This window comes from Pseudomonas sp. E45-MNA-CIBAN-0222 (assembly GCF_040310405.1).
Classification (GTDB): Bacteria; Pseudomonadota; Gammaproteobacteria; order Pseudomonadales; family Pseudomonadaceae; genus Stutzerimonas; species Stutzerimonas stutzeri_AC.
This window is the reverse complement of the sequence record NZ_JBEOPU010000134.1, coordinates 1-262: the sequence shown is the minus strand read 5'-3', so window position 1 is coordinate 262 and position 262 is coordinate 1. Positions and strand designations below refer to the sequence as shown.

At 47.3% G+C, this 262-nt stretch carries 1 protein-coding gene; it reads right to left on the bottom strand.

Annotated features, from left to right (window positions below):
• Window positions 1-21: 21 nt before the first annotated feature.
• Window positions 22-262, bottom strand: a 241-nt coding sequence (locus tag AAEZ08_RS23060; RefSeq protein ID WP_500125199.1) for an aldehyde dehydrogenase family protein, incomplete at its 5' end; no start/stop codon positions are given.

Genomic DNA, 262 nt, shown 5'->3' with positions numbered 1-262 from the left:
GCCAATATAGTGGATTAACGATTACATTGAAATAGTGGTATTCACGCCGCGGCTTGCCTCATCATCAAACCAACGTGCAGTAACCGTCTTGGTCTGGGTGTAGAATTGTACCGCCTGCTTACCATAAGGACCGAGATCACCAAGTTTACTAGCACGCGAGCCTGAGAATGAGAACATCGGTAGTGGCACAGGAATTGGTAAGTTAATACCGATTTGACCGACTTGCACATCTTGTTGGAATTTATGTGCCGCAGCGCCTGAC